Annotated in this window: 20 protein-coding genes; 14 read left to right on the top strand and 6 right to left on the bottom strand. The window is 69.3% G+C overall.

What is annotated here, in order from left to right; all coding sequences use genetic code 11:
* Nucleotides 1–10: 10 nt before the first annotated feature.
* Nucleotides 11–1,468, top strand: coding sequence for a sensor histidine kinase (locus tag A5708_RS23285; RefSeq protein ID WP_081293062.1), 1,458 nt, complete (start codon nt 11–13; stop codon nt 1,466–1,468).
* Here A5708_RS23285 and A5708_RS23280 read toward each other — a convergent pair.
* The 3 genes from A5708_RS23280 to A5708_RS23270 form a co-directional block, all read right to left on the bottom strand.
* Nucleotides 1,450–2,118 (bottom strand): response regulator transcription factor, encoded by a 669-nt coding sequence (locus tag A5708_RS23280; RefSeq protein WP_065030866.1) that lies wholly within the window; start codon nt 2,116–2,118, stop codon nt 1,450–1,452. The two genes, A5708_RS23285 and A5708_RS23280, sit on opposite strands and share 19 nt — an antisense overlap.
* Before the next feature lie 33 nt (nt 2,119–2,151).
* Nucleotides 2,152–2,478, bottom strand: a complete 327-nt coding sequence (locus A5708_RS23275; protein ID WP_065030865.1) for a hypothetical protein — start codon at nt 2,476–2,478, stop codon at nt 2,152–2,154.
* A 158-nt stretch (nt 2,479–2,636) separates the two neighbouring features.
* Entirely contained in the window at nt 2,637–3,464 is an 828-nt protein-coding gene (locus A5708_RS23270) for a hypothetical protein (protein ID WP_065030879.1), read from the bottom strand.
* A gap of 230 nt (nt 3,465–3,694) precedes the next feature.
* On the opposite strand from A5708_RS23270, the gene A5708_RS23265 reads away from it, so the two are divergent.
* The 6 genes from A5708_RS23265 to A5708_RS23240 are packed head-to-tail and all read left to right on the top strand — an operon-like array spanning nt 3,695 to nt 10,414.
* Nucleotides 3,695–4,456, top strand: coding sequence for a GntR family transcriptional regulator (locus tag A5708_RS23265; RefSeq protein ID WP_065030864.1), 762 nt, complete (start codon nt 3,695–3,697; stop codon nt 4,454–4,456).
* Entirely contained in the window at nt 4,453–4,683 is a 231-nt protein-coding gene (locus A5708_RS23260; RefSeq protein ID WP_064885673.1) for a 4Fe-4S dicluster domain-containing protein, read from the top strand. The genes A5708_RS23265 and A5708_RS23260 overlap by 4 nt, the downstream gene beginning before the upstream one ends.
* Nucleotides 4,684–4,708: 25 nt before the next feature.
* Nucleotides 4,709–6,097 (top strand): ABC transporter substrate-binding protein, encoded by a 1,389-nt coding sequence (locus A5708_RS23255; RefSeq protein WP_065030863.1) that lies wholly within the window; start codon nt 4,709–4,711, stop codon nt 6,095–6,097.
* On the top strand, nt 6,094–6,963 hold the full coding sequence (locus tag A5708_RS23250; protein ID WP_065030862.1) for an ABC transporter permease: 870 nt from the start codon (nt 6,094–6,096) through the stop codon (nt 6,961–6,963). The genes A5708_RS23255 and A5708_RS23250 overlap by 4 nt, the downstream gene beginning before the upstream one ends.
* Nucleotides 6,960–7,703, top strand: coding sequence for an ABC transporter ATP-binding protein (locus tag A5708_RS23245; protein WP_065030861.1), 744 nt, complete (start codon nt 6,960–6,962; stop codon nt 7,701–7,703). Before A5708_RS23250 ends, A5708_RS23245 begins: the two co-directional genes overlap by 4 nt.
* Nucleotides 7,700–10,414: a fumarate reductase/succinate dehydrogenase flavoprotein subunit gene (locus A5708_RS23240; RefSeq protein ID WP_081293060.1), complete on the top strand. Its 2,715-nt coding sequence runs from the start codon at nt 7,700–7,702 to the stop codon at nt 10,412–10,414. The genes A5708_RS23245 and A5708_RS23240 overlap by 4 nt, the downstream gene beginning before the upstream one ends.
* On the opposite strand, the gene A5708_RS23235 is transcribed toward A5708_RS23240, so the two are convergent.
* On the bottom strand, nt 10,415–10,954 hold the full coding sequence (locus tag A5708_RS23235) for a GNAT family N-acetyltransferase (protein WP_064885680.1): 540 nt from the start codon (nt 10,952–10,954) through the stop codon (nt 10,415–10,417).
* Nucleotides 10,955–10,966: 12 nt separating this feature from the next.
* On the bottom strand, nt 10,967–12,190 hold the full coding sequence (locus A5708_RS23230) for a serine hydrolase domain-containing protein (RefSeq protein WP_065030859.1): 1,224 nt from the start codon (nt 12,188–12,190) through the stop codon (nt 10,967–10,969).
* Nucleotides 12,191–12,906: 716 nt separating this feature from the next.
* On the opposite strand from A5708_RS23230, the gene pyrR reads away from it, so the two are divergent.
* The 7 genes from pyrR to pyrF are packed head-to-tail and all read left to right on the top strand — an operon-like array spanning nt 12,907 to nt 21,576.
* Nucleotides 12,907–13,491: a bifunctional pyr operon transcriptional regulator/uracil phosphoribosyltransferase PyrR gene (pyrR, locus tag A5708_RS23225; protein WP_065030858.1), complete on the top strand. Its 585-nt coding sequence runs from the start codon at nt 12,907–12,909 to the stop codon at nt 13,489–13,491.
* On the top strand, nt 13,488–14,459 hold the full coding sequence (locus A5708_RS23220) for an aspartate carbamoyltransferase catalytic subunit (protein WP_065030857.1): 972 nt from the start codon (nt 13,488–13,490) through the stop codon (nt 14,457–14,459). Before pyrR ends, A5708_RS23220 begins: the two co-directional genes overlap by 4 nt.
* Entirely contained in the window at nt 14,456–15,760 is a 1,305-nt protein-coding gene (locus tag A5708_RS23215) for a dihydroorotase (protein ID WP_065030856.1), read from the top strand. Before A5708_RS23220 ends, A5708_RS23215 begins: the two co-directional genes overlap by 4 nt.
* A complete protein-coding gene (locus A5708_RS23210; RefSeq protein WP_065030878.1) occupies nt 15,757–16,260 on the top strand; it encodes a transporter in 504 nt (167 codons plus the stop codon). Before A5708_RS23215 ends, A5708_RS23210 begins: the two co-directional genes overlap by 4 nt.
* The gene (carA, locus tag A5708_RS23205) at nt 16,257–17,378 is read left to right on the top strand and encodes a glutamine-hydrolyzing carbamoyl-phosphate synthase small subunit (protein WP_065030855.1); all 1,122 of its coding nucleotides are present in this window, start codon (nt 16,257–16,259) and stop codon (nt 17,376–17,378) included. The genes A5708_RS23210 and carA overlap by 4 nt, the downstream gene beginning before the upstream one ends.
* Entirely contained in the window at nt 17,378–20,755 is a 3,378-nt protein-coding gene (gene carB / locus A5708_RS23200; protein ID WP_065030854.1) for a carbamoyl-phosphate synthase large subunit, read from the top strand. The genes carA and carB overlap by 1 nt, the downstream gene beginning before the upstream one ends.
* Nucleotides 20,752–21,576: an orotidine-5'-phosphate decarboxylase gene (gene pyrF / locus A5708_RS23195; RefSeq protein WP_065030853.1), complete on the top strand. Its 825-nt coding sequence runs from the start codon at nt 20,752–20,754 to the stop codon at nt 21,574–21,576. The genes carB and pyrF overlap by 4 nt, the downstream gene beginning before the upstream one ends.
* Nucleotides 21,577–21,584: 8 nt before the next feature.
* Here pyrF and A5708_RS23190 read toward each other — a convergent pair whose 3' ends face one another.
* Entirely contained in the window at nt 21,585–22,007 is a 423-nt protein-coding gene (locus A5708_RS23190) for a TOBE domain-containing protein (protein WP_007774380.1), read from the bottom strand.
* Nucleotides 22,008–22,757 lie beyond the last annotated feature (750 nt).

The raw sequence follows: 22,757 nt of genomic DNA, 5'->3' as shown, positions 1-22,757 counted from the left end.
GCTGAGCTCGATGTTTTCAGCCGGGGCGCGGGGCTGCAGAATTAACGACGTGCGAATATCCGGTGTCGGGCCGTCTCGGCGAAGCGGGCGGGCGGCTCCCCGGCGGCTCGCCCACCTGGGCATTTCGGCTCGCTCGGCGGCCGTGTCGGCGATCGTCGTACTGTGTGCGCTCGGCGTGGCCGGCGCGGGCTTGGACGCGATCCTGTATCGCAAGCTGTTGGCGGGCGTCGATTACGCCGCCGCCGAGAGGGTCCGCGACATCACCAAGGCGCTGCAGTCCGATTCGCCCGAGGACCTCGACAATCATCTGCTGACCACCGACCAGCGGGTGGTCGCGACGCAACTGCTCGGCCCGGATGGCAACGTGGTCAAGCGATCCGGCTCCGCCCCGAAGACACCGCTGGTCCCCGCGAGCGAGTTCGACTTCGACCTGCGCCGCGGCCTGCCCGACGACGCGGTGGCCGGAGACGACATGCGGGTCAGTGGCCAAAAGGTCGCGACGCGATCCGGCGTCTACACGGTGCTGGTGGGGGGAGGCAGCGAGGCGGTCGAGGCGACCGCGCGGACGCTGGCGATCCTGCTGGCCTGCAGCGCGCCGGTCATCGTCGGGGTGGTGGCGGGGGCGACCTACTGGCTGGTGCGCCGCTCGCTGCAGTCGGTGGACGCGATCCGGACCAGGGTGGCCGACATCTCGACGTCCGACCTGGCCGAGCGGGTGCCGGTGCCGGACAGCCACGACGAGATCGCGGCCCTGGCCGTCACCATGAACGAGATGCTGTCGCGTCTGGAAGCGGGTCACCGTGCGCAGCAACGCTTTGTCGGCGACGCGTCGCACGAACTGCGGAGCCCGCTCACCACGATCATCTCCGGGCTGGAAGTGGCCGAGGCCCATCCCGATCTGCTCGACGCCGACCTGGCGGTGAACACCCTGCTGCCCGAGGCGCAGCGCATGCACACCTTGATCGAAGATCTGCTGCTGCTGGCCCGCGCCGACGAGCAGACGCTGCTCCGTCGCAAGGAACAGGTGGCGCTCGACGATCTCGCGCGGGCCGAAGCCGACCGCGCGCGGCGTGACACGCATTGCGTGGTCCACACCGATTTCCGTCCGGTGCGCCTGGAAGCCGACCCGGTGGCCATGTCGCGGATGATCCGCAATCTCGTCGAAAACGCTGTCCGCCATGCGGTTTCGTGCGTGGCCATCGAGGTCGACGGCCGGGACGGGTCGGCGACCCTCACCGTCAGCGACGACGGCCCGGGAATCGCCCCCGGCGACCGCAGCCGGGTATTCGAACGTTTCGTGCGCCTGGATTCCGACCGGGCCCGCAGCGGGGGAGGGACGGGCCTCGGCCTGGCGATCGTCGCCGAGATCGTTGCGGCACATGGGGGCACGGTCACCATCGACGACCCGCCCTCCGGCGGAACCAAGATGATCGTGACGTTGCCGGTGTCTCAGCAGAGCAGTCGGTAACCGACGCCCCGAATCGTCTCGATCGTGTTGGTGCCGAAGGGGACATCGATCTTGCGACGCAGATACCCCACGTAGACCTCGACCACGTTGTCGGGGCCGTGATGATGTGCATCCCACACGTTTTGCAGTATCTCCGCTTTGGTCACCACCACATCCTTGTTGCGCATCAGGAACTCGAGCACCCCGTACTCGCGGGGAGTCAGCGCGATCGGGGTCGAGCCACGTTTGACCGTGTGCCGGGCGGGATCCAGCGCCAGCGTCCCGGCTTTCAGCACCACGGGCCGCGCCGGCGCGCCGCGACGCATCAGCGCCCGCAGTCGCGCCACCAACACCCGGAACGAGAACGGCTTGGTCAGATAGTCGTCCGCACCCAGATCGAAGGCGTCGGTCTCGTCGTACTCGCCGTCCTTGGCGGTCAGCATGAGCACCGGTGTCCACACGTTGTGCGACCGCATCCGGCGCAGCACCTCATAGCCGCTGAGGCCGGGCAGCATGATGTCGAGAATGATTACGTCGAAAGCGTTTTCGGTGGCCTCCCGCAGGCCCTCGACACCGTTGCCGACGGCCACGACGACGAACCCCTCCGCCTTGAGCCCCCTGGCCACGGTGGCGGACAGCCGCGGTTCATCCTCGACGAGCAGGACTCTCATGTTTCAACGCTACGTCGAGCGCCGGGCGCACCGTCAATCGGGCCAGCGGGCCTCGATCAGCACCTCGCCGAACGGGCCGCCCATGCGGCAGAAACGGTTGGTGGCCACCCACACGACGCCCGGGTCTTCCAGCGTGATGCGCACCGGGTGGCCGACGATGGTCTCACCGGGATTGGTGTGGCTGAAGAACGTCGTCACGCAGTCGGCGTCGACGTCGACTTTCCAGTCAGGCCACGGTTGTTGGAAGAAGTCACGGTTGAACCACATCGTCGGGCATTCCTCGATGCGACGCCCTCGCAGGCCCATCGGGGGAAGCATCATGAGCGGCGTCGCCTGGTGCTGCTGCGTGCCGGGTGGCATCCCCGCTCCTTTGTGCCGCCGTCGTTACCGACCTGACAAACCGTACGGTCAAATCGCTGTGAAAACGTTGAGAATCGCGCCGTGCCATCGCCGTTACCGCAAGTGGCGCCCGGTTTGCGAGTTAACTTCTCGATGAGCGTGGCCGCCGGACCGGCGTGTCAGCGTGGATCCCGGTCCGGTTGCTCGACGCCGGTTTCCGGATGGCGTTCCGTCGCATCATCTTTGGGCCGGCCGGGGTGGTGGCCGGGGCGCTGCGGTATGACGACGACCAACACCGCGATCAGCGCCGCGAGCACCGCCGAGGCGAGCGGGCGGCTCCACGCCAGGCCGCCGTCGGCCACCGGCTTGTCGATGAAGTCACCGACGGTCGCCCCCAGTGGCCTGGTGAGGATGAACGCGATCCAGAACAAGGTGACGCGGGAGATGGACGTCCAGAAGTACAGGGCCGCGACCACCGCCAGGCCGACCGCGAAAACCAGCGCGCCGCGTTCGTAACCGAAATCCCGTGTGTCGGCCAGCCAATCGCCGAGCGCGGTGCCCAGCGTCTGCGAGAACGTGATGGTCGCCCAGTAAAAGGCCTCCACCTTGGGCGTGGAGACGGTGCTGACCGATACGGTGCCCTGCGACCAGCGCCAGAGCCCCAGGGTGGCCAGCAGGCACGCCAGCAGCAGCAGCGATCCGCCCGTGTAGCCGATGCCCAGCGATCGGTCCGCGAAATCGGCCAGCACGGTGCCGAAGGTCGTCGAGGCCACGATCGTCGCCCAGTACAGGGCCGCATGGAATCGCTTGGCGAGAATCTGCGCCGCCACCAGCGCCACCAGTGCGACGCCGAAAATCGCGACGCCCGCGGCGTAGCCCCAATTCAGCGTCATCGTGACGGTGTCGCCGCCCGTCTCGCCCAACGTCGTCGCCAAGACCTTGATGACCCAGAACCCCAGGGTGACCGCCGGCACCTTGGTCAACGCGTGCTTCGAAACGTTCGTCATGCACGCCATCTTCCGCCGTCGCGAGTCCATCCGGGAATCGTCGGCTTCCGCGGCGTGGCGGGTTTCTGCTCACCGGGATCACAAAGCCGACGCGTTCGCGCAGGTGGCGCAATACCGCGGCGGGCGGCGGTTTTAGCTGGTCGCGCCTCGAGGCGGCCCGGCGCAATACCCGCGGCCGCCCTCGCGGGGCCTGATCACCGACCCGAAAAACGGCTTTGAGCTGCGTTAGCGTGACTCCCGTGGCGCAACCAGTACCCATCGGAGGACCCAGGGCCAATCGTGCCCGCCGGGTCGCCGACGTGCTGCGCCAGCAGATCCACTCCGAGGCCTACCCGGAGGGCCTTCCCGCCGAACTGGACCTGGCCGCCGAATTCTCGGTCTCCCGCAACACCATTCGCGAGGCGCTGACCGTCCTCAAGCACGAGGGGCTGATCGACCGCGGACCCAAGGTCGGCACCCACGTCGCGCAGCGCAAGTACGACCACGGGCTCGACGCGCTGCTGGGTCTGAAGGAGACGTTCAGGGATCTGGGTGAGGTCCGCAACGAGGTGCGCGCCGCGATGCCGGTCATCGCGCCGCCGTCGGTGGCCCGCCGGCTGCGGTTGCAACCGGGCGAGCAGGCGGTGTTCATCGAGCGGCTGCGGTACCTGGGGGACCTGCCACTCAGCCTCGACCTCACCTACCTCGCCCCGGACATCGGCCGCGAGGTGCTGACCCATCCGCTGGAGACCAACGACCTGTTCGCGCTCATCGAGCAGGTGAGCGGGCAACGACTGGGGTCGGCCGCGCTGGCGCTGGAGGCCATTCCCGCCGACGCGCACTCGGCGGCCACGCTGCAGGTGCCCGACGGTGCGGCGCTGCTGATGCTGGAGCGGCTCACCAGCCTCGCCGACGGCACTCCCGTCGACCTGGAGTACATCCGGATGCGGGGCGATCGAATCACCATGCGGGGCAACCTTGTCAGAGCCGAGCCGTTGAGGAGCAACCCATGACGCTGATCAACAACAACCGCGCCGACGTGCCGGTCACGATCGACGAGTCGCTGTGTATCGACGGCTGCACGCTGTGCGTGGAGGTCTGCCCGCTCGACGCCCTGGCCATCAACCCCGACACCGGCAAGGCCTTCATGCATGTCGACGAGTGTTGGTACTGCGGCCCCTGCGCGGCCCGCTGTCCCACCGGCGCCGTCACGGTCAACATGCCGTATCTCCTTCGCTGAAAAGCATTCGACCCCAGGATCTTCCATGAAACGACGCGCCATCCGGCCGGTGTCGGTGGTGATCGCGATCGCCGCGCTCACCACCGGTTGCTCGCTGGAATCCCTGTCGCAGTCCTCCGGTGTGGTCAATGTCGTGGTGGGATATCAGTCCAAGACCATCAACACCGTCACCGCCGGTACGCTGCTGCGCGCGCAGGGCTACCTGGAGCACCGGCTGGCCGACATCACCACCCGCACCGGCACCAAATATGCGGTGCGGTGGCAGGATTACGACACCGGCGCCCCGATCACCGCGCAGATGCTCGCCGAGAAGATCGACATCGGCTCGATGGGCGACTACCCGATGTTGATCAACGGCTCCAAGACGCAGGCCAACCCGTTGGCAAAAACCGAGATCGTCTCCATCACCGGCTACAACCCCAAGGGCGCTTTGAACATGGTGGTGGTGGCGCCCGGTTCGTCGGCGACCACGTTGCGCGACCTGGCCGGCTCCAAGGTCTCGGCGAGTGTGGGGTCGGCCGGTCACGGCACCTTGGTGCGGGCGCTGGACCGGGCCGGAATCAAGGGCGTGGAAGTGCTCAACCAGCAGCCGCAGGTGGGCGCTTCTGCTCTGGAATCCGGTCAAGTGCAAGGTCTTTCGCAGTTCGTCGCCTGGCCGGGGCTGCTGGTGTTCCAGAACAAGGCCAAACTGCTGTACGACGGCGCCGAGCTGAACCTGCCCACCCTGCACGGGGTGGTGGTGCGGCGCTCGTATGCGACGTCTCATCCGGAGGTGCTGAGCGCGTTCCTGCAGGCGCAACTGGACGCAGGAGACTTCCTCAACTCCAAGCCGCTGGAGGCCGCCCGGATCGTCGCCCAGGGGAGCGGCCTGCCGCAGGAAGTGGTGTACCTCTACAACGGCCCCGGGGGAACCTCGTTCGACACCACGCTCAAACCGTCCCTGGTCGAGGCGTTGAAAAACGATGTGCCGTACCTGAAGTCGATCGGCGACTTCGCCGACCTCGACGTGTCCGGCTTCGTCCAGGACGGGCCACTGCGTACCGTTTTCGGGGCCCGCGGCCTGAACTACGACGCGGCCCGGGCCGCCACCGCCAACCCGTCCGCGCTGCGCGGGGATCCCGCCCTGGCCAGCGAACTGTGGCTGGACGGTTCGGATTCCACCCAAACCGTCGCCAACCCGACCGCCCTGCTTCGGGCGGTGCGCGAGGCGATCGCCCACGGCGCCAAGGTCCGCGCCGCCTATGTTCCCGACGCGGAGCTGGGCACCCGGTGGTTCGCCGACAAGGCGGTCTGGGTGCACGACGGCCAGAGCTACCTGCCGTTCGGCACGCCGGCCGGCGCGCATCGCTATCTCGCCGCACACCCGGGCGGCGCCATCGTGAATTACGAACAGGCCCTTGGAGGTTCGGTATGACCGCTTATCTCACCGGCGACCCGGCAGCCCCGGTGACGGCGCAAGTCGTCGACACGGCGGCGACTCCCACCCCGCGACGTGCCGGCTCGCCGTGGCAGTGGCGGCTGCTGCGGCTCGCTTCGGTTGTCGTCGCGATCGGTCTGTGGCAGGCACTCACCGCCGACAAGGTGCGGCTGCTGCTGCGCTTCGACACGCTGCCCACCGTCACCGAGATCGTGCACGCGCTGGGACGCCGGCTCGGCACCTCCGAGTACTGGCTTGACCTGGCGCAGTCGCTGATCCGGATCCTCACCGGCTTCGGATTGGCCGCCGCGGTCGGGGTCGCGACGGGCGTGCTGCTGGGACGTTCCCGCTTGTTCGCCAACACCTTCGGTCCGCTGACGGAGTTGGTCAGACCCGTTCCGGCCATCGCGATGGTGCCGGTGGCGATCCTGCTGTTCCCGACCGACGAGGCCGGCATCGTGTTCATCACCTTCCTCGCGGCGTACTTCCCGATCCTGGTCAGCACCCGGCACGCGGTGCGGGCGCTGCCCACGCTGTGGGAGGACTCGGTGCGCACCCTCGGCGGCGGCCGGTGGGATGTGCTGAAGCAGGTGGTGTTGCCGGGCATCCTGCCGGGGGTGTTCGGCGGCCTGTCGGTCGGTATGGGCGTGGCGTGGATCTGCGTGATCTCCGCGGAGATGATCTCGGGACGACTCGGGATCGGCTACCGCACCTGGCAGGACTACACCGTGCTGGCCTACCCCCAGGTGTTCGTCGGCATCATCACCATCGGCGTGCTGGGTTTCGCGACGGCGGCCGCCGTCGAGGTGGTGGGCCGTCGGGTGACCGGCTGGCTGCCGCGTGCGGAGGAGGAACAGCGATGACTGTGGGAGTGAGTCTGGAACTGGATCGAGTTCGCTTGTCCTACACCGGAGAACCGGTGATCGACGGGCTGAGCCTGACGGTGCGGCCCGGAGAGATCCTGGTGCTCACCGGCCCCTCGGGCTGCGGCAAGTCGACGGTGCTGCGGGCCCTGGCGGGACTGCTGCGGCCCGACGAGGGCCGGATCGTCGCCGACGGCGCCGAGGTGACGACCACCTCGGGCGATCGGGGCATGGTGTTCCAGGACAACGCGTTGCTGCCCTGGCGCACCGTGCGCTCCAACATCGAGCTGGCCCTGCGGCTGCGCGGCGTCGCCCGGTCCGGCCGGCGCGCCGAGGCCGACCGCTGGATCGCCGAGCTCGGTCTCACCGGCTTCGGCGACTACCTGCCCAAGAGCCTGTCCGGGGGCATGCGGCAGCGCGTTCAGCTGGCCCGCGGGCTGGCCGGGGCGCCGCGCGCGGTGATGATGGACGAGCCGTTCGGCGCGCTGGACACTCAGACCCGTACCGCCATGCAGCGGCTGCTGATCGACACCTGGCGTGCCCATCCGACGACGATCGTCTTCGTCACGCACGACGTCGACGAGGCGCTGCTGCTGGGCGATCGCATCGCCGTACTGGGCAAGGCCGGTCAGCCACTGCGCACCCTGGTCGACGTGCCGGAGCCGCGCCTCGACCGGCAGCGCGCCGCGCTGCGCGCCGAAGTCATTGCGGCACTGAATCACTCGGCGGTGGCGGCATGATGCAGATCCCCGACCCGGCGACCCCGGTCCGGCTCGACTGTGACGTCCTGGTCATCGGCGGCGGCACCGCGGGCACCATGGCGGCGCTGTCGGCCGCCGAAAGCGGCGCGCAGGTGCTGCTGCTGGAGAAGGCCCACGTGCGCCACTCCGGTGCGCTGGCGATGGGCATGGACGGCGTCAACAACGCGGTGATCCCGGGCAAGGCCGAACCCGAGGACTACGTCGCCGAGATCACCCGCGCCAACGACGGAATCGTCAACCAGCGCACCGTGTATCAGACCGCCACCCGCGGCTTCGCGATGGTGCAGCGGCTAGAGCGCTACGGCGTGAAGTTCGAGAAGAACGAACACGGCGAGTACGCCGTGCGCCGGGTGCACCGCTCCGGCTCCTACGTGCTGCCGATGCCCGAGGGCAAGGACGTCAAGAAGGCGCTGTATCGCGTGCTGCGGCAACGGTCGATGCGCGAGAAGATCCAGATCGAGAACCGGCTGATGCCGGTCCGGGTGCTGACCCACGAGGGCCGGGCCGTGGGGGCCGCGGCGCTGAACACCCGCACCGGTGAATTCGTCACCGTCGGCGCCAAGGCGGTCATCCTGGCCACCGGGGCATGCGGCCGGCTCGGCCTGCCCGCGTCGGGCTACCTGTACGGCACCTACGAGAACCCCACCAACGCCGGCGACGGCTACTCTATGGCCTACCACGCGGGCGCGGAGCTGTCCGGCATCGAGTGCTTCCAGGTCAACCCGCTGATCAAGGACTACAACGGCCCGGCCTGTGCGTACGTCGCCAATCCCTTTGGCGGCTATCAGGTCAACGCGCACGGCGAGCGCTTCGTCGACTCCGACTACTGGTCGGGGCAGATGATGGCCGAGGTCAAGACCGAGATCGACTCCGCGCGCGGACCCATCTACCTCAAGGTGTCGCACCTGCCCGACGAGACGCTGACCGCGCTGGAAAACATCCTGCACACCACCGAGCGGCCCACCCGGGGCACCTTCCACGCCAACCGCGGCCACGACTACCGGACGCACGACATCGAGATGCACATCTCCGAAATCGGGTTGTGTAGCGGGCATTCCGCGTCGGGTGTGTGGGTCGACGAGCACGCCCGGACCACGGTGCCCGGGCTGTACGCCGCCGGTGACATGGCCTGCGTGCCGCACAACTACATGATCGGGGCATTCGTGTTCGGCGACCTGGCGGGCACGCACGCCGCCTCGACGCTGACCGAAGTCGCTGCGCCGCAACACCTCCCGGAGGATCAGGTACGCGAGGCGCACGAGCTGATCTACCGGCCGCTGCGGCATCCGGACGGCCCCCCGCAACCGCAGGTCGAATACAAGCTGCGCCGGTTCGTCAACGACTACGTCGCACCGCCCAAGACCGGGGCCAAGCTGTCGCTGGCCATCCGCACCTTCGAGCGGATGAGCGCCGAGATCGCCGAGATGGGCGCCCGCAATCCGCACGAGCTGATGCGCGCGGTGGAGGTGTCGTTCATCCGCGACTGCGCCGAGATGGCGGCCCGCTCGTCGCACACCCGCACCGAATCCCGTTGGGGCCTGTATCACGATCGCGCCGACCTGCCCGGCCGCGACGACAACCAATGGGGCTATCACCTCAACCTGCGCAAGGACGCCGAAAAAGGAATGGTGTTCCTCAAGCGGCCGGTGGCACCGTATTTCGTGCCGGTCCCGGAGCTCGACGGCCTGCCGCCCACCGACCGGACTGTTTACGCGGTGGAGCAGCCGCCGCTGGTCGGCGGCCAGGCTCCGGCCACCGCGGTGTCCCGAATCGGTTCGGCGACAACCGCGTTCGAGCCGCCGTCACCGCGCATCGCCGAGGTCCTGGCGCTCGAGGAGCCCACGATGGCCGACCTGGATCCCTACCTCGCCGACGCCGATCCCGGTGTGCGTCGCACCGCGGTGTCGACGCTGACCGAGCACATCCCCGACGGGTATGCGCCGGCCCTGGTCGCCGCGCTGCAGGACGGCGACGCCTCGGTCCGCCTCACCAGCGCCGACGGCATCCGCGAGCTGGTCGAGGTGTTGCCGCAGCCGGAAAGCGTGCGCGAGCATCTGGATTCGGCCGATCGGGTGGTGCGCGCGGCCTCGTTGTACGTGCTGGCCGCGCGCCGGGCCGGTGACGCCGCGCAATACCGTCGCGCGCTCGACGACGCCGACCATCGGGTGCGCATCGAGGCAGTGCGCGCGCTGGTGTCCGTCGACGACGTGGAAGGTGTCGTCACCGCCGCCGGCGACGAGAACCGCGAGGTGCGCATCGCGGCGGCCGCCGGGCTGGCGACGCTGGGAGCGAAGCCAGCACCAGCAAGCTCGGCCGTGCGCCGGCTGGTCGCCGACTCCGACCCGCTGGTTCGCGCCGCCGCACTGGCAGCTCTGGGCCAATTGGGTTGCGGCCAAGATGATTACGCCGCCATCCAGCAGGCGTTGCGGGCGCCGGCCTGGCAGGTGCGGGAAGGCGCGGCCCGCGCGCTGGCCGGCGCGCCGGTCGACTTCGGGGTTCCGCACCTGGCCGAGGCGCTGGGCGACGCCCATCTGGACGTGCGCAAGGCTGCCGTGCTGAGCCTGACCCGATGGGCCGCGGAGCCCGCCGCCCGGGACGCGCTGGGACTCGCGCTCAAGGACGGCGACGCCGACGTGCGGGCCTACGCGCGCCGGGCGCTCGAGCAGGACAGCTTGGCGCGAAAGGGTTAGTCAGCGCAGGATCTTGGCATACAGCAGGCTGTCCTGCGGTTCGGGTCCCATCGTGGGGTAGACGGCGTGCCGGGCCAGCCGCCCCTCCAGGAAAAAGCCGGCGTGCTCGAGCAGCCGGGCCGAGCGCTCGTTGTCCACACTGCAGGTGGCCCAGACGCGGTATACCTCGCGGTCGGCGTCGAGCGCGGTGAGCAGCATGCCGAGCACCTCGGACATCAGCCCCTTGCCCCACCAGCGCCGGCCCAGGCAGTAGCCGACCTCGACCGAGTGCGGCGCGGTGCGCCGGCAGCTGGCCAGCCCGATCACCTCGCCGCGGTGCCGCGACTCGATGACCCAGGTCTTCTCGTCCGCGCTGGCGTTGAGTTTTTCGGTGATCACGCGCCGCGTCGCGGCCACGTCGGGGTGCGGCGCCCACAACAGATACTTGGTGACCTGCGGGTCGCGGGCGACCCGCTGGAACAGCGCCCCGGCGTCGTCGAGCGTGGGCAGGCGCAGCAGCAGCCGCGGACCGCTGATGCGGTCGGGTGGATATTCGGGCATCGGGATGTGACTTTAAAGGTCGAGGGCGCGATAGGTGTTGCGGACGAATCGCGGTTGCGCCGTGCGGAGTTTGGCCAGCGACGTGTTTCCGGCGACGGCGGTGGCGGCGTCGACGGTCAGGTCCGGCAGGTTCTGAATCAGGTAGAGCAGGATCAGATCCGCGCTGGGGTCGGCCTGCCACCAGGTCCCGTAGGCGCCGGGCCAGCTGAACGTGCCGACGCCGCCGGGCCCGAAAAGCGGTGTGCTCTTGGCCGGATCGGTCACCAGCGACAGGTTCAGCCCGAAGCCGCGGCCGACCCAGTACGGCGCGCCCAGGAAGTTGTGCCGCTTCTGCTCCTCGGTGAGCCGGTCGGTCCGCATCGACCGGACGGACTCTTCCGAGAGGACCCGCACGCCGTCGACCGTTCCGCCGCCGAGCAGCATCCGCACGAACCGCAGGTAATCGTCGGCGCTCGACCACAATCCGCCGCCGGCGTTGCAGAACGAGGGCGGCGTGATGTGCGGTGGGCCCATCACGCCGTGATGCAGCCGGCTCTGTTCGTCGAGTGAGTACATGGTCGCCGCGCGGCGCCGCGCCTCGGGTGAGACGAAAAACCCCGTGTCGGTCATGCCCGCCGGGCACAGGATCCGTTCGTCGAGCACCTCGTGGAACGGCCTGTCGTCGATGCGGGAGGCGATGACGCCCAGCAGATCGATGGAGTGGCTGTAGGTGACCCGGTCACCGGGCTGATGCACCAGCGGCAGCTTGGCCAGCTCGGCCAGCCAGGCATCCGGGCCCTGATTGAAGGGCAGCCGCATGTAGGCCTTGGAGATCGGCCCGGACACCGAGAAGCCGTAGGCCAGCCCGCTGGTGTGGGTGAGCAGATCCTCGATCAGGATGGTGCGGTTCACCGGGTGCGTCCGGTCGAGCGGGCCGTGCGGATCGTCGAGCACCCGCACGTCGGCCAACTCCGGCGCCCAGCGGGTGACCGGATCCTTGAGCGTCAGCTTGCCGTCGTCGACCAGGCTCATCACCGTCGCGACCGTCACCGGCTTGGTCATCGACGCGATGCGAAACAGCGTGTCGCGCTGCATGGGCAGACCCGCGTCCACATCCCGGTGGCCGATCTCGTTGACCTGCAGCAGTTCTCCGCGCTGCCAGACCATCGTCACCGCACCGGCGAGCAGGCCGGCGTCGCACACCTCACGAATGGAGGCGGCGTTGCCACTGAGGGTCGAGCGGCTCGAGCGATTCACCTGGTCAGGTTAGCGGGCCGGTGACGGCGCCGGATTAGCCCCACCGCGCGGACGAAACAGCGCGCCATTTCGGCGCGGAATTGCGCCCCTGTACATTCAGCGCGGAGAAATTAGAATTGACCGTCATGGCCAATCAAATGGCCAGGACGATTATCGCAGCGTGCGGTGGTGTTGCCGTATTTACCCTGGCGCTCAGTGGAATCGGCGGTGTCCAAGCGCCGCCAACCAACATTGCGGACCCCGTGACGACCGTGGAACCGACGCCCACCGCGCCGGACGATGCCTGCTGCGATACGTCCCAACCCCAGTCAAGCGTCTGGCACTGCAAAATCGGCCTGAACTGTGGGCCGATCAACCCGCGCCGCACCTGGCCTCCGCCCCCTCCTCCGCCTCCGCAGTAGACCTCGAAATTCAGCGTTTCACCTCCGTCGAATCCGGCGCTCGCGGCCGGCATAATTCGTCCCCGCCAATCGGCGACAAATTGCGCTTAATCGCGACGCGCGGCAGCGCCGGCCGCGGCGTGTCGCCGTGCGGCGGGCACACACCATGCGCCCCATTCCCGAGACCCATGGGGCGGGTGTGACTGGCGCAGGTGGGGGCGACGGGCGCCACACGTGCCTGGCGGCGTTGCACTCGAAATAAGTGCTACGCTGCCTCGCAGTCGACATCCTTTAACGATCCGTCCGGCGAGGCGGAGAAGGAGGTCAAGTTTCGTTATGGGTGCTGCGGGCGACACCGGCTGTGACGCTGGTAAAGGCAGCGATTCCCGGGAGTTGATGTCGGCGGCCGATGTGGGCCGCACCATTTCCCGCATTGCGCATCAGATCATCGAAAAGACCGCGCTGGACGGTCCCGACGCGCCACGGGTGGTGCTGCTGGGCATCCCGACCCGCGGTGTCATCCTCGCCAATCGGCTCGCGATCAACATCGGCGAATACAGCGGCGTCGAGGTCGGCCACGGCGCCCTGGACATCACGCTCTACCGCGACGATCTGATGCAGAAGCCGCCGCGGCCGCTGGAAGCCACCTCGATTCCGGCCGGCGGCATCGACGACGCGTTGGTGATCCTGGTCGACGACGTCTTGTACTCCGGCCGCTCGGTGCGTTCCGCGCTGGACGCGCTGCGCGACGTGGGCCGGCCGCGGGTGGTACAGCTGGCGGTGCTGGTCGACCGCGGCCACCGCGAACTGCCGCTGCGCGCCGACTATGTGGGCAAGAACGTCCCCACCTCACGCGGCGAGAGCGTGCACGTGCTGCTGAGCGAGAACGACGGTGACGACGGGGTGGTGATCTCACGATGACGCGCCACCTGCTGGCGGCCGGCGACCTGAGCCGCGATGACGCCACCGCCATCCTCGACGACGCCGACCGGTTCGCCCAGGCGCTGGTGGGTCGGGAGATCAAGAAGCTGCCGACGCTGCGCGGCCGCACCATCGTCACGATGTTCTACGAGAACTCGACGCGCACCCGGGTGTCCTTCGAGGTGGCCGGCAAGTGGATGAGCGCCGACGTGATCAACGTCAGCGCGTCCGGATCGTCGGTGGGCAAGGGTGAGTCGCTGCGCGACACCGCGTTCACGCTGCGCGCCGCCGGCGCCGACGCGCTGATCATCCGGCACCCGGCCTCCGGCGCCGCGCACCTGCTCGCCGAGTGGACTTCGGGCGCGAACGCCGCCCGAGACGATGGGGGGCCGTCGGTGATCAACGCCGGCGACGGCACCCACGAGCACCCGACCCAGGCGCTGCTGGACGCGCTCACCATTCGCCAGCGGCTCGGCGGCATCGAGGGCCGTCGCATCGTGATCGTCGGCGACATCCTGCACAGCCGGGTGGCGCGCTCCAACGTGATGCTGCTGCACACACTGGGCGCCGAGGTGATCCTGGTCGCGCCGCCGACGCTGCTGCCGGTCGGCGTCGAGGGCTGGCCGGTCACCGTGTCCAACGACTTCGACGCCGAGCTGCCCGCCGCCGACGCGGTGCTGATGCTGCGGGTGCAGGCCGAGCGGATGAACGGCGGGTTCTTCCCCTCGGTGCGCGAATACTCCTCGCTGTACGGGCTTTCCGATCGCCGTCAGGCGATGCTGCCCGGCCACGCCGTGGTGCTGCACCCGGGGCCGATGCTGCGCGGCATGGAGATCGCCTCGTCGGTGGCCGACTCATCGCAATCGGCCGTGCTGCAACAGGTTTCCAACGGTGTCCACGTGCGGATGGCGGTGCTGTTCCACGTGCTGGTCGGCACCGAATTAGCCGGAGAAGAGGGTGCGGCGTGAGCGTGCTGCTGCGCGGGGTTCGGTTGTATGGCGAGGGCGATCGCGTCGACGTGCTGGTCGACGACGGTCAGATCGCCGACATCGGCCCCCGGTTGGCCGAGGCCGGAGGCGTCGACAAGGACCTGGACGTCATCGACGCCACTGACCAGGTGCTGCTGCCCGGCCTCGTCGACCTGCACACCCATCTGCGCGAACCGGGGCGCGAATACGCCGAGGACATCGAAACCGGCTCGGCCGCAGCGGCTCTGGGTGGCTACACCGCGGTGTTCGCGATGGCCAACACGAACCCGGTCGCCGACAGCCCGGTGGTCACCGACCACGTGTGGCATCGAGGCCAGCAGGTCGGCCTGGTCGACGTGCACCCGGTGGGCGCCGTCACCGTCGGGCTCGCCGGCAAAGAGCTCACCGAGATGGGCATGATGGCGGCCGGGGCCGCGCAGGTGCGGATGTTCTCCGACGACGGCATCTGCGTGCACGACCCGCTGGTGATGCGCCGCGCCCTGGAATACGCGACCGGTCTGGGCGTTCTCATCGCCCAACACGCCGAGGAGCCCCGGCTGACCGTCGGCGCCGTCGCCCACGAGGGTCCCACCGCCGCCCGGCTGGGCCTGGCGGGCTGGCCCAGGGCCGCCGAGGAGTCGATCGTCGCCCGCGACGCGCTGCTGGCCCGCGACGCCGGCGCCCGGGTGCACATCTGCCACGCCTCCACCGCGGGCACCGTAGAGATCGTGAAATGGGCCAAGGAGCAAGGGATCTCGATCACCGCCGAGGTCACCCCGCACCACCTGATGCTCGACGACAGCAGGCTGGCCAGTTACGACGGGCAAAACCGGGTGAACCCGCCGCTGCGCGAAGCGGCCGATGCGGTGGCGCTGCGCCAGGCGCTGGCCGACGGCGTCATCGACTGTGTGGCCACCGATCACGCCCCGCACGCCGAGCACGAGAAGTGCGTGGAGTTCTCCGCGGCGCGCCCGGGCATGCTGGGGTTGCAGACGGCGCTGTCCATCGTGGTGCAGACGATGGTCACCCCCGGGTTGTTGAGCTGGCGGGACGTCGCCCGGGTGATGAGCGAGAACCCCGCCCGCATCGTGGGCCTGCCCGATCACGGCCGGCCGCTGGAGGTGGGGGAGCCGGCCAACCTCACGGTGGTGGACCCCACCACCTCGTGGACCGTCGCCGGCTCCGACCTGGCCAGCCGGTCGGCCAACACGCCGTACGAGGCGATGACCCTGCCCGCCACCGTGACCGCCACGCTGCTGCGCGGCACGGTTACCGCCCGAGACGGGAAGTGCCCGGCATGAACTCGGGCACGCTGGTGGGATCGCTGATCTTCGCGGCCGTGGTGGTCGTCGTGCTCACGGTGGTGATCCAGCTGATGATGCGGACCTGGCACCGTCGTTCGCAGCAGCAGGCGGAGCTGATCGGGGCGTTGCCCGAAATCCCGGACCAGGTGGGGGCGGCGACCATCACCACCCGCGGACACTATTGCGGCTCCATGATGGCGCCGGGCTGGAGTGAACGGATCGCGGCCGGTGATCTGGGTTTCCGCAGCAAAGCGGTGCTGACCCGATATGCCGGGGGCATCATGGTGGAACGCGTACGGGCCCAACCTATTTGGATTCCCCAGGGCTCGATCACCCACGTCCGCATGGAGCGCAGAATGACCGGCCGGGTCGGCATCTTGGCGATCCGGTGGCGGCTGCCGTCGGGCGTCGAGATCGACACCGGCTTCCGGGCGGACCACCGCAACGAATACGACGGCTGGCTCAAATCGCAGCATGAGGAGGAGCGGCGCTCGTGACCAAGGCGCAGTTGATACTCGAGGACGGGCGCGTCTTCACCGGCACGCCGTTCGGCAAGGTCGGCCAAACATTGGGCGAGGCCGTCTTTTCCACCGGCATGTCCGGCTATCAGGAGACGCTGACCGATCCGAGTTACCACCGGCAGATCGTGGTGGCCACCGCGCCGCAGATCGGCAACACCGGCTGGAACGGCGAGGACGCCGAGAGCCGCGGCGACAAGATCTGGGTGGCCGGCTACGCGGTGCGCGATCCGTCGCCGCGCCCGTCCAACTGGCGGTCCACCGGCACCCTGGAGGACGAACTGGTCCGCCAGCACATCGTGGGCATCGCCGGCATCGACACCCGCGCGGTGGTCCGGCATCTGCGCACCCGCGGCTCGATGAAGGCGGGCGTGTTCTCCGGTGACGCGCTCGCCGATGCGGACGAACTGCTGGCGCGGGTGCGCGGGCAGCGCTCGATGCTGGGGGCCGACCTGGCCGGCGAGGTCAGCACGCCGGACACCTACATCGTGGAACCCGAAGGCTCACCGCGGTTTACGGTGGCCGCGCTGGACCTGGGGATCAAAACCAACACGCCGCGCAACTTCGCCCGGCGCGGCGTCCGCACCCACGTGCTGGCCTCGTCGGCGACCTACGAGCAGATCGCCGACCTCAAGCCCGACGGCGTCTTCCTGTCCAACGGCCCCGGCGACCCCGCCACCGCCGACCACATCGTCGCGGTCACCCGCGAGGTGCTGGGCGCCGGAATCCCGTTGTTCGGCATCTGCTTCGGCAACCAGATCCTGGGCCGGGCGCTGGGATTGTCGACCTACAAGATGGTGTTCGGCCACCGCGGCATCAACATCCCGGTGATCGACCACGCCACCGGGCGCGTGGCCGTCACCGCCCAGAACCACGGCTTCGCGCTCGAGGGCGAGGCCGGTCAGAGTTTCGACACGCCGTTCGGGCAAGCGATCGTGAGCCACACCTGCGCCAACGACGGAGTGGTCGAGGGCGTCAAACTCGCAGACGGGCAAGCCTTCTCGGTGCAGTACCACCCGGAGGCCGCGGCCGGGCCGCACGATGCGGAGTACCTGTTCGACCAATTCATCGAGCTGATGGCAGGGGAGGGCCACTAGTGCCACGTCGCACCGACCTCAACCACGTGCTGGTGATCGGCTCGGGGCCGATCGTCATCGGTCAGGCCTGCGAGTTCGACTACTCGGGGACCCAGGCCTGCCGGGTACTGCGCGCGGAGGGGCTGCAGGTCAGTCTGGTCAACTCCAATCCGGCCACCATCATGACCGACCCGGAGTACGCCGACCACACCTACGTCGAGCCGATCACCGCCGCCTTCGTGGAGAAGGTGATCGCCCAGCAGGCCGAGCGCGGCAACAAGATCGACGCGCTGCTGGCCACCCTGGGCGGGCAGACCGCGCTGAACACCGCCGTCGCGCTGTACGAGAACGGGGCGCTGGAGCGGCACGGCGTCGAGCTGATCGGCGCCGACTTCGACGCCATCCAGCGCGGCGAGGACCGGCAGATGTTCAAGGACATCGTCGCCAAGGTCGGCGGTGAATCCGCCCGCAGCCGAGTGTGTTTCACCATGGACGAGGTCCGTGAGACGGTCGACGAGCTCGGCCTGCCGGTCGTGGTGCGGCCCAGCTTCACCATGGGCGGCCTGGGTTCGGGGATGGCGCGGTCCGTCGAGGAGGTCGACCGGATGGCCGGGGCCGGGCTGGCCGAAAGCCCCAGCGCCAACGTGCTGATCGAGGAATCGATCTACGGCTGGAAGGAATTCGAGCTCGAGCTGATGCGCGACGGCAACGACAACGTGGTCGTGGTCTGCTCGATCGAGAACTTCGACCCGATGGGCGTGCACACCGGCGACTCGGTCACCGTCGCGCCGGCGATGACGCTGACCGACCGCGAATACCAGCGGATGCGGGACCTGGGCATCGCGATCCTGCGCGAGGTCGGGGTGGACACCGGCGGCTGCAACATCCAGTTCGCGATCAACCCGGTCGACGGCCGGCTGATCGTCATCGAGATGAATCCCCGGGTCTCGCGGTCCAGCGCGCTGGCGTCCAAAGCGACCGGTTTCCCCATCGCCAAGATCGCCGCCAAGCTGGCCATCGGGTACACGCTCGACGAGATCGTCAACGACATCACCAAGGAAACGCCGGCCTGCTTCGAGCCCACCCTGGACTACGTGGTGGTCAAGGCGCCGCGCTTCGCGTTCGAGAAGTTCCCGGGCGCCGATCCCACGCTGACCACCACCATGAAATCCGTCGGCGAGGCGATGTCGTTGGGCCGCAACTTCGTTGAGGCGCTCGGCAAGGTGATGCGATCGCTGGAGACCACCCGCGCCGGATTCTGGACCACCCCGGACCCATCGGGTCCGGAAGGAGAAGTCGGCGAGGTGCTGGCCCGGCTGCGGACGCCGACCGAGGGCCGGCTCTACGACATCGAACTGGCGCTGCGGCTGGGCGCGTCGGTGGAGCAGGTGGCCGAGGCCAGCGGCGTGGACCCGTGGTTCGTCGCGCAGATCGGCGAGCTGATCGAGCTGCGCGCGGAGCTGATCGCCGCCCCGGTGCTCGATGCCGACCTGTTGCGTCGCGGCAAGCACAGCGGGCTGTCGGACCGCCAGATCGCCGCGCTGCGACCCGAATTGGCCGGCGAGAACGGCGTGCGGTCGCTACGCGAGCGGCTGGGTGTGCACCCGGTGTACAAGACCGTCGACACCTGCGCGGCCGAGTTCGAGGCCAAGACGCCGTATCACTACAGCAGCTACGAGCTGGACCCCGCCGCCGAGACCGAGGTGGTGCCGCAGACGCAGCGGCCCAAGGTGCTGATCCTGGGATCGGGGCCCAACCGCATCGGCCAGGGCATCGAATTCGACTACAGCTGCGTGCACGCGGCGACGACGTTGTCACAGGCCGGTTTTGAGACCGTGATGGTCAACTGCAACCCGGAGACGGTGTCCACCGACTACGACACCGCCGACCGGCTGTACTTCGAGCCGCTGACCTTCGAGGACGTCCTCGAGGTGTTCCGCGCCGAGCAACAGTCCGCGGGCGACGGGCCGGGCGTGGCCGGGGTGATCGTGCAACTGGGCGGCCAGACGCCGCTCGGGCTGGCGCAGCGCCTGGCCGACGCGGGGGTGCCGATCGTCGGCACTCCGCCGGAGGCCATCGACCTGGCCGAGGACCGCGGCGCCTTCGGCGACGTGCTCACCTCGGCCGGGTTGCCGGCGCCGAAGTACGGCACCGCAACCACTTTCGCCCAGGCCCAGCGGATCGCCGAGGACATCGGCTACCCGGTGCTGGTGCGGCCGTCCTACGTGCTGGGCGGCCGGGGCATGGAGATCGTCTACGACGAGGAGACGCTGCGGGGCTACATCACCCGCGCCACCGAGCTCTCACCCGAGCACCCGGTGCTCGTCGACCGCTTCCTCGAGGACGCGGTGGAGATCGACGTGGACGCGCTGTGCGACGGCACCGAGGTCTACATCGGCGGCATCATGGAGCACATCGAGGAGGCCGGCATCCACTCCGGCGACTCGGCGTGCGCGCTGCCGCCGGTGACGCTGGGCCGCAGCGACATCGAGAAGGTGCGCAAAGCGACCGAGGCCATCGCCCACGGCATCGGTGTCATCGGACTGCTCAACGTGCAGTACGCGCTCAAGGACGACGTGCTCTACGTCCTGGAGGCCAACCCGCGCGCCAGCCGCACGGTGCCGTTCGTGTCGAAGGCCACCGCGATCCCGCTCGCCAAGGCGTGCGCCCGGGTCATGTTGGGCGCCAGCATCTCCCAGCTTCGCGAGGAGGGCATGCTGGCGGCGTCCGGCGACGGCGCCCACGCCGCGCAGAACGCCCCGATCGCGGTCAAGGAGGCCGTGCTGCCCTTCCACCGCTTCCGCCGCGCCGACGGGGCCGCCATCGACTCGCTGCTGGGCCCGGAGATGAAATCCACCGGCGAGGTGATGGGCATCGACCGCGACTTCGGCAGCGCCTTCGCCAAGAGCCAGACCGCCGCCTACGGGTCGCTGCCCGCGCAGGGCACCATCTTCGTGTCGGTGGCCAACCGGGACAAGCGTTCGCTGGTGTTCCCCGTGAAGCGGCTGGCCGACCTGGGATTCCGCGTGCTCGCCACCGAGGGCACCGCGGAGATGTTGCGCCGCAACGGGATTCCGTGCGACGAGGTGCGCAAGCACTTCGAGGACCCGCAGCCCGGTCGTCCCGAGACGTCGGCCGTCGACGCCATCAAGGCCGGTGAGGTCGACATGGTGATCAACACGCCCTACGGCAACTCCGGCCCGCGCATCGACGGCTACGAAATCCGTTCGGCCGCAGTGTCGGTCAACATTCCCTGCGTCACCACGGTGCAGGGCGCCTCGGCCGCCGTCCAGGGCATCGAAGCGGGCATCCGCGGCGACATCGGCGTGCGCAGCCTGCAAGAACTGCACAGCCAGATCGGTCAGGGCGGTTCGCCCGGTAGTGACGGGGACCGGTGACGGGGTTCGGCGTCCGGCTGGCGGACGCGAAGGCGGAACGCGGGCCGTTGTGCGTGGGCATCGACCCGCATCCCGAGCTGCTGCGGGCCTGGGGCCTGCCCACGACCGCCGACGGCCTGGCGGCGTTCTGCGACATCTGCATCGAGGCGTTTTCCGGATTCGCGGTCGTCAAACCGCAAGTCGCGTTCTTCGAGGCCTACGGCACCGCGGGATTCGCGGTGCTGGAACGCACCATCGCGGCCCTGCGATCGGTCGGGGTGCTGGTGCTGGCCGACGCCAAACGCGGCGACATCGGCACGACGATGGCGGCGTATGCCGCCGCCTGGGCGGGTGATTCACCGCTGGCGGCCGACGCCGTGACGGCCACCCCTTACCTGGGGTTCGGCTCGTTGCGGCCACTGCTGGAGACCGCCGCTGCGCACGACCGCGGGGTCTTCGTGCTGGCGGCCACGTCCAACCCCGAGGGCGCCACCGTGCAGCGTGCCGCCTTCGACGGCCGCACGGTGGCCCAACTGGTCGTCGACCAGGCGGCGGTGGTGAACCGTTCCGCGACCCCGTCCGGGCCGGGATACGTCGGCGTGGTCGTCGGCGCGACGGTGTTGCAGGCGCCCGACCTCAGCGCGCTGGGCGGTCCGGTCCTGGTGCCCGGGCTCGGCGTCCAGGGCGGGCGGCCGGAGGCGCTCGCCGGGCTGGGTGGCGCGGAACCCGGGCAGCTGCTGCCCGCGGTGGCCCGCGAGGTGCTGCGAGCGGGGCCGGGCGTGCCGGAGCTGCGTGCGGCGGCCGATCGCATGCTGGACGCGGTCGCCTATCTGGCGGTGTGAGTAGGCGCCTAGTCCGACGCCACCGCGGTGCTGGGCCGCGCGGTTTCGACGATGACGGTGGTGGCCTTGACGACGGCCACCGCGACGCTGCCGGGACGCAGCTGCAGTTCTTCGGCGGCCTCGGTGCTCATCAGCGACACCACGGTGAACGGGCCGCACTGCATCTCCACCTGGGTCATCACCTTGTCGCTGACCACCGAGGTCACCAGCCCGACAAACCGGTTGCGGGCCGAGCTGCCGATGCTGAGGGGGTCTGCCGGGGGCGCGGGCGCATTGGTGCGGGAGAAGTGGGCGAGGTCCTCGCTCGCGATCACCTTGCGGCCGGCGGCGTCGTGACTGACCGCAAGGGTGCCCTGGTTGATCCAGCGCCGCACGGTGTCGTCGCTGACGCCAAGCAGCTCGGCTGCCTGGCGAATTCGCAGGTTGGACACCTCCCGATCGTATCGGATTCCGTGTCCCCGATTAGCTGAAATGGGGCCCCACGGCACCACGGTCCCGCAATTACGGAATCAACATGGGCTTGAGTACGCGTGTGCGGAGTTAGTGCGGGATCTCGCCCGGATATCACGGAAACGGACACTGGTCGTCGCCCACGCGCGCCCGGCGCGACGGCCAATCCCGCGCGCCGAACGACGCTGCAGCCCTTGGTCGTTGGCCAAAGTTCACCATCTGTTCAGGCGAGTGGATCTTGATCGCGTCCCCTGCGCTGCGTCCGCGGCGCACGCTCGGACGCCCACCGCCGAACCCGGGGTCGTCGCGACGCGAAGGCCGGCCGGGGCCGGCGGCTTCGACGGCGAATCCCGGCGGTGGTGTCGTTGGTTGCTGGTGGGTTCCACGCTGACCTGCGGGAGGCCACCCAGGGTGGCCCTCCCCGGGCCCGGGAGCTCGGCGGACCGTCCAGGCTGCCCGGACGCCCGGATTCGGGCCACACGGCCACCCCGGGCCCCGCGGGGGACGTCAGGACCGGGTGCGCGGGCCGAACGCCGGTGTTGGCCTGGCGTTTGACCGGCGACGCGACACGCGCGACACGCCGCAACAAATCCGTGATCCCTCGCACCAGGCGTGACGGCGGCCCACCGGCGGCGTTCCCGGCGGTCCGGCCGCCACGGCCGCCGCCGACGTCGGCGGATAAAACCGCAGCTAGAGAGCTTATTGACGAGTCGAGACGGCGCCGGTGCCGA

Origin of the sequence: Mycobacterium colombiense (genome assembly GCF_001672755.1) — a bacterium.
In the GTDB taxonomy this organism is placed as follows: Bacteria; Actinomycetota; Actinomycetes; order Mycobacteriales; family Mycobacteriaceae; genus Mycobacterium; species Mycobacterium colombiense_C.
The sequence above is the reverse complement of the archived record's forward strand: the minus strand, read 5'-3'. Positions and strand labels throughout refer to the sequence as shown.

Coding starts and splice junctions, on each gene's coding strand:
- A5708_RS23285 (WP_081293062.1), top strand. CDS start 11: ATGTTTTCAGCCGGGGCGCGGGGCTGCAGAATTAACGACGTGCGAATA.
- A5708_RS23280 (WP_065030866.1), bottom strand. CDS start 2,118: ATGAGAGTCCTGCTCGTCGAGGATGAACCGCGGCTGTCCGCCACCGTG.
- A5708_RS23275 (WP_065030865.1), bottom strand. CDS start 2,478: ATGCCACCCGGCACGCAGCAGCACCAGGCGACGCCGCTCATGATGCTT.
- A5708_RS23270 (WP_065030879.1), bottom strand. CDS start 3,464: ATGACGAACGTTTCGAAGCACGCGTTGACCAAGGTGCCGGCGGTCACC.
- A5708_RS23260 (WP_064885673.1), top strand. CDS start 4,453: ATGACGCTGATCAACAACAACCGCGCCGACGTGCCGGTCACGATCGAC.
- A5708_RS23255 (WP_065030863.1), top strand. CDS start 4,709: ATGAAACGACGCGCCATCCGGCCGGTGTCGGTGGTGATCGCGATCGCC.
- A5708_RS23250 (WP_065030862.1), top strand. CDS start 6,094: ATGACCGCTTATCTCACCGGCGACCCGGCAGCCCCGGTGACGGCGCAA.
- A5708_RS23245 (WP_065030861.1), top strand. CDS start 6,960: ATGACTGTGGGAGTGAGTCTGGAACTGGATCGAGTTCGCTTGTCCTAC.
- A5708_RS23240 (WP_081293060.1), top strand. CDS start 7,700: ATGATGCAGATCCCCGACCCGGCGACCCCGGTCCGGCTCGACTGTGAC.
- A5708_RS23235 (WP_064885680.1), bottom strand. CDS start 10,954: ATGCCCGAATATCCACCCGACCGCATCAGCGGTCCGCGGCTGCTGCTG.
- pyrR (WP_065030858.1), top strand. CDS start 12,907: ATGGGTGCTGCGGGCGACACCGGCTGTGACGCTGGTAAAGGCAGCGAT.
- A5708_RS23220 (WP_065030857.1), top strand. CDS start 13,488: ATGACGCGCCACCTGCTGGCGGCCGGCGACCTGAGCCGCGATGACGCC.
- A5708_RS23210 (WP_065030878.1), top strand. CDS start 15,757: ATGAACTCGGGCACGCTGGTGGGATCGCTGATCTTCGCGGCCGTGGTG.